Origin of the sequence: Mameliella sp. AT18 (genome assembly GCF_028807275.1) — a bacterium.
Taxonomy (GTDB): domain Bacteria; phylum Pseudomonadota; class Alphaproteobacteria; order Rhodobacterales; family Rhodobacteraceae; genus Antarctobacter; species Antarctobacter albus.
The window spans coordinates 1-8,876 of sequence record NZ_JARAMO010000158.1 but is presented as its reverse complement, the minus strand read 5'-3'; the positions used below and the strand labels follow the sequence as shown (position 1 = coordinate 8,876).

Genomic DNA, 8,876 nt, shown 5'->3' with positions numbered 1-8,876 from the left:
ATCAAGGAGGTCATGGCCGAGGCCAAGGGGCGCGGCTATGACACCAAGGTCATGCGCAAGGTGATCGCCCTGCGCAAGCGCGACGCCGACGACATCGCCGAGGAAGAGGCGGTTCTGGACATGTACAAGGCCGCGCTGGGCATGGGCTGAAGGCCACGGAGGGCAGGGCGGGCCGGGGTCCGGCGCGCTCTGCCCGGTTATTGAGCATTTTGCCCGCAACGGGATCAGCACAGCCTTTCACGCCCGTTGCACCACTCGTCATGGCCCGTTAGCGTACCTGTTACAAGACAGTGATGGGGTGGACCGCACGGGCATGAACGATCAAGTCTATTTTGACGAGATGCTGGGCACGGAGGGCAAGGTACGCAGGCCCTACCAGCCCTTCAACACCTGGTTCGAAGGCGAGGATCCCAAGCATCTGCGCGCCAAGCAACGCGAGGCAGAGGACCTGTTCCGCCTCACGGGCATCACCTTCAACGTCTATGGAAGGGCCGAGGCAGAGGAACGGCTGATCCCCTTCGACATTATCCCGCGCATCATATCCGGCCGCGAGTGGCAAAAGCTGAGCCGTGGGATCGAACAGCGGGTGCGCGCGATCAATGCCTTTCTCTACGACATCTACCACGGCCAGGAGATCGTGAAGGCCGGGCGCCTGCCCGAAGAGATGATCTCTCGCAACGACGCCTTCCTGCCCGAGATGATCGGCATGCGCCCGCCGGGCGGGGTCTATACCCATATCGTCGGCATCGACCTGGTGCGCACGGGTCCGGACGAATTCTATGTCCTCGAGGACAACGCGCGCACGCCCTCGGGCGTCAGCTACATGCTGGAAAACCGCGAGACCATGCTGCAGATGTTCCCCGAGCTCTTCTCGGAGAACCGGGTGCAGCCGGTGTCGACCTATCCCGGCGATCTCTACAATTCGCTGGCCGCCTGCGCGCCCGAGGGCCTCGGCCGCAAGCCCACCGTCGGCCTGTTGACGCCGGGGATCTACAACTCGGCCTATTTCGAACACAGCTTCCTTGCGGACGAGATGGGCGTCGAGCTGGTCGAGGGTCACGACTTGCGGGTCGAAGACGGTCGTCTTTGCATGCGCACGACCCTGGGGTACAAGCCGATCGACGTGCTGTATCGCCGGGTCGACGACGATTTCCTTGATCCGCTGACCTTCAACCCCGACAGTGCGCTGGGCGTGCCGGGGATCATGGACGTCTACCGCGCCGGCAATCTGACCATCGCCAACGCGCCCGGCACCGGCATCGCCGACGACAAGGCGATTTACAGCTACATGCCTGAAATCGTGGAGTTCTACACCGGGGAACGGCCCTTGCTTGAAAACGTGCCGACCTGGCGCTGTTCCGACAAGGAGTCGCTGGCCTACGTTCTGGACAACCTCAAGGAACTGGTCGTCAAGGAGGTGCACGGCTCTGGCGGCTACGGCATGCTGATCGGCCCCACCGCCACCAAGAAAGAGCTGGCCGAATTCCGCAAGAAGCTGGAAGCGCGGCCCGGAAACTACATCGCCCAGCCGACGCTGAGCCTGTCGACCGTGCCGATCTTTACCAAGTCGGGCCTGGCGCCGCGCCATGTCGACCTGCGGCCCTTCGTGATGGTCAGCCCCAAGGGGATCAACATCACGCCGGGCGGGCTGACCCGCGTGGCGCTGAAGAAGGGCTCGCTCGTGGTGAACTCCTCGCAGGGCGGGGGCACCAAGGACACCTGGGTGCTGGAGGACTGACGCGCGATGTTGGGAAAAACGGCAAACGGCCTGTTCTGGATGTACCGCGCGCTGGAGCGCGCCGAAAACACTGCCCGCCTGATCGAGACCGGACAGCGCATCGCACTGACCCGCATGGGCGCCTCGGACGAGGAATGGCGGTCCGTCCTGCAGTCGGCGGGCGCGCTGGACGGGTATACTGCGGGCCATGAGAAAGTGACCAAGGACGCGGCCATCGACTGGTTGCTGCGGTCGCGTGACAACCCGTCTTCGGTCCTGTCCTGTGTCGAACAGGCGCGGTTGAACGCCCGCATGGTGCGCACCGCCCTGACCGGCGAGGTCTGGGAGGCGATGAACGGCACCTACATGCGGGTCAAGGAGGTGCTGTCCCGCAAGGTCGGCGAACGCGACCTGCCACAGGTGCTGGGCATGATCCGGCAACGCACCGGGCTGGTGCGCGGTGCCACCCACGGCACCATGCTGCGCAACGACATCTACGATTTCGCGCGCATCGGCACCTTCCTGGAACGGGCCGACAACACCGCGCGCATCATTGATGTGAAATACTATGTCCTCCTGCCATCGGTCACGGCGGTGGGGACCTCCATCGACAACGTGCAGTGGGAAACCATCCTGCGGTCCGTCTCGGGGCAGGGGGGCTACCGGATGGAATACGGCGGCTCGACGGAGCCGCGCGACATCGCGCAGTTTCTGATCCTGAACCGCCGGATGCCGCGCTCGCTGGCCTTTTGCGCGCGCAAGCTGCGGGACAACCTCGGATTCCTGGGGGGGGACTATGGTGAACGTGCGGCCTCTTACGCCAAGATCGACCATATCGACCGCGCTTACCTGAGTTTCGACATCGACGCGGTGTTCGACTACGGCCTGCACGAGTACATCCAGAAGATGCTGTTGCTGCTGGGTGACCTCGGGCGCCAGATCGAAGTCGACTACCGGTTCTACGAATGACTGCCCAGAGGCCCCGATGAACCTGACCATCCGCCACATCACCCGCTACCGTTTCGAAGAACCGGTGAGCTTTGGCCTGCAACAGCTGCGCAAGACACCCAAGTCGCGGCACAGCCAGAACGTGCTGCGCTGGGAGACCACCGTCACCGGCGGCACGCAGGCGCTGTCCTATACCGACCATCACCAGAACACCGTTGATCTGATCGAGATCGAGCGCGGCGCGCAGGAACTGGTCATCACCTGCGAGGGTGAGGTCGAACTGGCCGACAACCACGGCGTCGTGGGCCGCCACCTGGGCCCGGCGCCGCTCTGGCTTTACCGCCGGGTAACGCCGCAGACCAAGGCGGGGCAGGGCGTGCGCGCGCTGGTCCGCAGCGTGTCGGGCGATACCGAGCTGGACCGCGCCCACGCCCTGATGGCGGCGGTGGCCGAGGCCGTGACATACGAGGTCGGATCCTCCGAATCCGACTGGACCGCCGAGGAAGCGCTCTCTGCGGGCCGGGGTGTCTGCCAGGACCATACCCATGTCTTCATCGCCTGCGCCCGCGAAATGGGCCTGCCGGCGCGCTATGTCTCTGGCTACCTGATGCTGGATCACACCACGGAACAGGACGCCATGCACGCCTGGGCAGAGGCACATCTGCCGGGTCTTGGCTGGGTCGGTTTCGACTGTTCGAACAGCATTTCGCCTGACCAGCGCTATGTCCGCGTGGCCACCGGCATGGATTACCACGACGCGGCACCGGTGCGCGGCACCCGTCAGGGCGGCGCGCTGGAGGCGCTGGACGTGGAAATAGAGGTTGCCCAGCAGTAATCGCGAGGCGGCCCGGGCGGCACGTCCCGCCACGGAATCCGTGCTGCCCGGAACTGGCGCTTGTCGGCTCCCTGTCCTGACCGTAGAAGGCCTCTGGATACGGGCAGGAAAGGCACGCGCGGGATGACCTATTGCGTTGGGATGATGCTGAACCGGGGGTTGGTCTTCATGTCCGACACCCGCACCAATGCCGGGCTCGACAATATCTCGACCTACGGCAAGATGAAGATCTGGGAAGCCGAGGGCGATCGTGTGATCACCCTGCTCAGCGCAGGCAACCTTGCCACGACCCAGGCCGTGGTCAGCGAGCTTGACGAACGCGTCAAGGCACATGGCGAGCGTAACCCTTCGGTGCTGGAGTCCGCCTCGATGTACCAGGTGGCGCGGCTGGTGGCCGACACACTGCGGGACGTGATCGCGCGCCATTCGGATACCGGCCAGCGCGCCTCGTCGGTGTTCAACGCCACGCTGATCCTGGGCGGACAGATCGCCGGCGGCCCGCCGCGCCTGTTCCTGATCTATCCCGAGGGAAATTTCATCGAGGCAGGGCCGGACACGCCCTTTTTCCAGATCGGCGAGATCAAGTACGGTCGCCCGATCCTGGTACGGGCCTACGATCCCGACTTGGATTTCAACGAGGCCATGAAGCTGTTGCTGGTGAGTTTCGACAGCACGGTAAAGGCCAACCTGACCGTGGGCGCGCCCTTTGACTATCACCTTTACACGGTGGACAGCCTGGTGCGCGGCGACACCGGGCGGGTCGAGCAGGACGATCCCTATTTTCAGACCATCAGTCAGGGCTGGGGTGATGCATTGAAACAGGCTTTGGACAGCCTGCCGGCCTTCGGGTCGATGTCCGGCAACTAGGTTAAGGGCGCGGCCCTCCGACCGCGCCTTTCAGAATGGCTTGACGGGACCCCGCCGTGCGGCAAACCGCGTCCGGCGGGCTCATGCCATACGGTCAGCCGGCCTCCTGGATGGTGGCCAGGAAGAAAACCAGTTCGAGAATCCGGGCCTGTGCCGACGGCATGTCCGTCTGACCGCCGCCGTATTCGCCTTGCTGCGCAATGATCTCGGCATTGAACCGGTTGCCCCAGATCGGCATCTCGCTGGTGCCATGCGCGCGAGTCTGGCCGGCATCGGCAATGAGGTCATAGACCTGTTGCGCCGGAAACTGGCCGCCGTTGCGCTCTGATATCCTTGTCAGGTCAGAAGGCGCGGACTTGAGGTAGTCGAGGATCGGACCGCCCCCTTTTCCGTCCGTGCCGTGACAGACGGCGCAGTTCGCCTGGAACGCCTCTTTCCCGATCTCCTGGGACAGGGCCGCGACAGGCAGTGAAAGAAAACCCAAAAGCACCGGAAAAACAATCTTAGCGGATTTCAACATGATGTCCTCCCGAGTGACTGGCCGGGCATCAGGGCCGACCATGCCCCGAACGGTAGGCAGGGGGGCGAAGGCGCACATTGATCCCGATCATGGCAGACAGGTGAAACCCGTGGTTTCAGGGCGTGAGCAGCCGCACGCCCTCCATCGCGGAGATGACTTCGAGGTCATCCTCGTAGAGTTCCGTCAGCATGTCGACGTAAGGCCCGTCCCAGCCGTCAAGGTCCAGCTCTTCCTCCATCGCCTCGTCCAGCGCGTATTTGTCGAGAAAGGCCATCATCACGCGCCGCTTCTGCGATTCCGTGATCGTGGGGTTTTCCTTGAGGAAGGCGCGGAACCGCTGCATCCCCTCGCGCGAGATGATCTGCGAGTAGAGGTCGAAGGCGCCGGTGATCTTGCGGCTGAGCTTGATGCCGGCCAGTTCGCGGATGATCTGCCCCCAGAGAAAGGGGGTGTCCTCGTTGCACCACAACACGACCGGCAGGTCCGGCTGCGCGCCCTTGATGCGCCGGATCAGGTCGGACCAGCGGAACCGCATCGGGTTCACGCCTTCCATGAAACCGGCGAATGTCTTGTGTGGGGTTGCGGCAAAGGCGGCGGGCAGGAAGCTTGCCGGGTCGCGCAGCCCCATGAACAGCTGTACCTCGTCGCCCTCGAAGGCCTGCATGAAACTGGTCAGGCGTTCCTCGGCCCGGTGGTAGATGTAGCCATTCTGGAACATCAGCTTGGGCACGGAAAAGAAGTTGTCGTTTGAAAGGACAAGGCGCGAGATCTGGCCCGAATCCTCTTGCAGGATGGCATCCAGCAAGAGATCGCGCGTGCCCGGTTCAGGGATGCCGCCGCGCAGCTTGTTCAAGGCCTCGGTCAGCAGGGTGCGGTATTTCGACGGGCCGGGAATGGCCACGCCTTCGTGGCGCCAGGCCTCTGCGTTGCGCAGAAGCCCCTTGAGAAGGCGGTCGTCATCGGTGCAGTGGACGCCGGTGTGAAGAATGACCTGCATGGGCTTTGTTTGTCGTTGGCTCGGCGCGCAGTATAGCGGGCTTGACGGCGGGGAAAACCGCGGGTGTCGCAAAGCGGCGCATGGGTGACATCTGCGCCGCAAGAGATGAAAATCGAGGCTTTCTTTGCGCCGCGAGTCAGGCTAAACACCGCCCACGCCGAGACGCACCCCAGTGGGTTCGCGGCCCGGTGCCCCTATAGCTCAGCTGGTAGAGCAACTGATTTGTAATCAGTAGGTCCGCGGTTCGAGTCCGTGTGGGGGCACCATCTCTTCAGCTAAACCCTTGTAACGCCTCAGCTTTATCTCAGGATGGAGCGAGCGTAGTACATGGCGGAGAACACAGTTGCAGCCTTCTCATTTGTGAAGGACGGGGTCTTCTACTTCAGCAGACGGGTGCCGAAAGACCTTCAACACCACTACACTTCACGGAAAATCAGTTACTCGCTACGGACTCGGTCAGCCCCGGTCGCGGCGTCACGCGCAATCAGGGCAGCGCATAAGCTCGACGAGTACTGGTATCACCTCAGGATCAAGGACACCGACCTGCCGGGGAAGCACATGCTGCGGCTGGTGCAAGGCGGTCAGGAGGTCCCTGCTGGGACGGCACCGGCCATCGCGGCAACTGAGTCGGTCAAGCTGTCCGAGGCCGTGGGCATCTACCTCCGCCTCAAGGGACAAGGGCGTCCAGTCACCTTCCACCGGGCAGCCGAGCGGTCCTGTGGCTATGTCATCGACGTCTGCGGCGACAAGGACATCACCGCATACACCAAGGCCGACGCAAATGCCTTCCGTGACGACCTGATACAGCGAGAGTTGGCGGGCAGCAGCATCACACGGGTCTTCGGGACCGTCCGCTCGGTGATCAACTTCGCTGCCGCCGAGATCGGGGTCGATATCACCAACCCGTTCGGACGCGTCTACTATGACCGGAAGGCAGGCGTAGAGGACCGCGCAACCCTCCCGCTGGAGGCAATCCGCGACGTGCAAGCCGAGTGCCGAAAGCTGGACGACGAAGCACGCTGGCTGGTCGCCCTGATCTCCGACACCGGGATGCGGCTTGCAGAGGCGGCGGGCCTGCTCAAGGAGGACCTCAAGCTCGACGAACCGGTTCCGCATGTTGTCATCCGAGAACACCCGTGGAGGCGGCTCAAGACCTCGGGCAGCAAGCGCATGGTCCCTCTGGTGGGGCAAGCCTTGTGGGCGGCTCGACGGGTCCACGAGTTTACCCACCTTGTCGATTGCGGTTTTCGCTTCAGGTTTTTGAGTGTGCGATTCTTTCGCGAAAATAGGGTCGCAAGATGATCCTGTTCCTGAAAGATGAACCTGCACCGCTGACCATGAGCAGCCGCGAGATCGCGGAGTTGCTGGAGAAACGCCACGATGATGTGAAGCGCAGCATCGAGACACTGGCCAAGCGTGGCGGGATTGAACTACCTCAATCTGAGGAAGATCAAATCGAGACCGGACACGGACGGAAACACGCTGTTCAGGTCTACTACCTCGAAAAGCGGGATTGCTTTGTGGTTGTGGCGCAACTCTCCCCCGAGTTCACGGCACGGATCGTAGACCGCTGGCAGGAACTCGAAGCAGAGCGCGAATAGCCCACGCCCTTCCGAATTTCGGCGACCCGGTGGCGATGGCCCGCGCCTGGGCTGATCAGGAAGAGGATAAGCGCCGTCAGGCGGCGCAGATCGAGACCATGCGGGAGGATGTTGGCGCGCTGAACAGGCTTTCTGCGACCGATGGCGCGATGACGCTCACCAATTCCGCCAGAGGTGATCAAACACGACGGACACAAGGCCATGGATGTAAGGCGTATCGCGTTGGACAGGTGCTCGGCCATAGCTCATGCTATCCGTGGCAGGCTCTTTCAGAAGCCGTGAAACAACGTGACGAAGCGGCCCTATGTATGTGCCGGCTGCTGTTTGCAATCGAGAATTCGGCGCGGCTTCGGAAATCGCTCATATGTATCCAGCCTGTTTGTCGGCTCGCGGGCCGTGGCCTCGATGGGGTTACGCACGCACCTTGGTCTCATTACCGGCAAAGTCAGTGGTGACCATTTGGGCCGTCAGACTCTGGGGGCGTAGTTTCTCCGTTCCATGCTGTCCTCTTTCGCGAACTTCGTGGTGCCCGGGAAGCGGTCAGATCGCTTCCATGGTCTCCTCTCTTATCGTGTCGAAGCGCGTGCCGTGACGCAGGATGCTCCACGCGGTGCGGGCCAGCTTGTTGGCCAGGGCAACCGCGGCCTTGTTCCTGGGCATTCGGGATATGGCGCGTTCGAGCCAGGCTCCGAAGCTGAACGCCTGCCATCGGTGGGGGCGCATCATGATCACCTTGGCGGTCTGCACGAAGAGCATGCGCAGTTATCGGCTTCTGCGCTTGGTGATCCGTCCCAAGATCGTGCGGCTACCCGTGCTGAACTGTCGGGGCACCAGCCCAACCCAGGCCGCGAAGTCGCGGCCCCGGTCGAAGGTCACGCCCTGTCCAACCGCCGCGACCATGGCCGTCGAAATCATCGGCCCGATGCCCGGGATCGACATGATGTTCGCGCAGTTTTCCTCCGCGCGACTGATCTCCTCGATCTCCTTCGACACCGCCGCGATCCGGTCGTCGAGCCACAGCCAGTCGCCGTAGAGCCCGATTAGAATGCTTCGCATGCGAGGAGAGATCTCCACGCGACGTTGTTCGAGGTTTGTCTCGAAGGAGTTTCTCAGCGCCCGCAGTCCCGACCTGACGGTGATGCCCTGTTCGATCAGGAAGGCGCGGATCTGGTTGATGGCCGCGGTGCGCCGCGAGACAAGCCGGGCCCGGACGCGATGCAGGGCCTGAAGATCGAGCTGGTCCTGACTCTTCTCGGTCACCGTCCGGAGGTTGGGTCGCAGAGCCGCTTCGGCGATCGCCTCGGCGTCGTTGTAGTCGTTCTTCTGTCCCTTGTTGAACGGCTTCACGTAAATCGCCGGGATTGATCCTCCCCCAATGAAGTGGTCCGCCG

The 8,876-nt window shown here is 62.9% G+C and carries 10 protein-coding genes, 1 tRNA gene and 1 pseudogene; 9 read left to right on the top strand and 3 right to left on the bottom strand.

The genetic code is table 11. The annotated features are described in order from the left end of the window. From PVW46_RS14555 to PVW46_RS14535, 5 genes are all read left to right on the top strand, one after another. On the top strand, window positions 1-150 hold a 150-nt coding region (locus tag PVW46_RS14555; RefSeq protein ID WP_274576374.1), incomplete at its 5' end, for a DUF2312 domain-containing protein. Window positions 151-313: 163 nt separating this feature from the next. Next, the gene (locus tag PVW46_RS14550) at window positions 314-1,738 is read left to right on the top strand and encodes a circularly permuted type 2 ATP-grasp protein (RefSeq protein ID WP_043146443.1); all 1,425 of its coding nucleotides are present in this window, start codon (window positions 314-316) and stop codon (window positions 1,736-1,738) included. A gap of 6 nt (window positions 1,739-1,744) precedes the next feature. Beyond that, window positions 1,745-2,686, top strand: coding sequence for an alpha-E domain-containing protein (locus tag PVW46_RS14545; RefSeq protein ID WP_043146414.1), 942 nt, complete (start codon window positions 1,745-1,747; stop codon window positions 2,684-2,686). A 16-nt stretch (window positions 2,687-2,702) separates the two neighbouring features. Next, window positions 2,703-3,500, top strand: a complete 798-nt coding sequence (locus PVW46_RS14540) for a transglutaminase family protein (protein ID WP_043146413.1) — start codon at window positions 2,703-2,705, stop codon at window positions 3,498-3,500. A 123-nt stretch (window positions 3,501-3,623) separates the two neighbouring features. After that, complete coding sequence (locus tag PVW46_RS14535) at window positions 3,624-4,367, top strand: proteasome-type protease (protein WP_043146412.1); 744 nt, start codon at window positions 3,624-3,626, stop codon at window positions 4,365-4,367. Between the two features lie 94 nt (window positions 4,368-4,461). Here the strand turns inward: PVW46_RS14535 and PVW46_RS14530 are convergent, their stop codons facing one another. Then, window positions 4,462-4,887, bottom strand: a complete 426-nt coding sequence (locus PVW46_RS14530) for a c-type cytochrome (protein WP_052244855.1) — start codon at window positions 4,885-4,887, stop codon at window positions 4,462-4,464. A 115-nt stretch (window positions 4,888-5,002) separates the two neighbouring features. Further along, the gene (locus PVW46_RS14525; RefSeq protein ID WP_069210811.1) at window positions 5,003-5,884 is read right to left on the bottom strand and encodes a hypothetical protein; all 882 of its coding nucleotides are present in this window, start codon (window positions 5,882-5,884) and stop codon (window positions 5,003-5,005) included. Between the two features lie 190 nt (window positions 5,885-6,074). Between PVW46_RS14525 and PVW46_RS14520 the strand changes: the two genes are divergently transcribed. The 4 genes from PVW46_RS14520 to PVW46_RS14505 all read left to right on the top strand — a co-directional run bounded on the left by PVW46_RS14520 (window position 6,075) and on the right by PVW46_RS14505 (window position 7,940). Beyond that, window positions 6,075-6,150 (top strand) — tRNA-Thr (locus tag PVW46_RS14520). Window positions 6,151-6,211: 61 nt separating this feature from the next. Further along, window positions 6,212-7,186, top strand: a complete 975-nt coding sequence (locus PVW46_RS14515) for a DUF6538 domain-containing protein (protein ID WP_139132388.1) — start codon at window positions 6,212-6,214, stop codon at window positions 7,184-7,186. Continuing rightward, window positions 7,183-7,485 carry a Rha family transcriptional regulator gene (locus PVW46_RS14510; protein WP_069210810.1) on the top strand — a complete coding sequence of 101 codons (303 nt, stop codon included), beginning with the start codon at window positions 7,183-7,185 and terminating at the stop codon, window positions 7,483-7,485. Before PVW46_RS14515 ends, PVW46_RS14510 begins: the two co-directional genes overlap by 4 nt. A 29-nt stretch (window positions 7,486-7,514) precedes the next feature. Next, entirely contained in the window at window positions 7,515-7,940 is a 426-nt protein-coding gene (locus PVW46_RS14505; protein WP_274576366.1) for a hypothetical protein, read from the top strand. An 85-nt stretch (window positions 7,941-8,025) separates the two neighbouring features. Here PVW46_RS14505 and PVW46_RS14500 read toward each other — a convergent pair. Continuing rightward, a pseudogene (locus PVW46_RS14500) lies at window positions 8,026-8,876 on the bottom strand (IS110 family RNA-guided transposase); the annotation flags it as partial.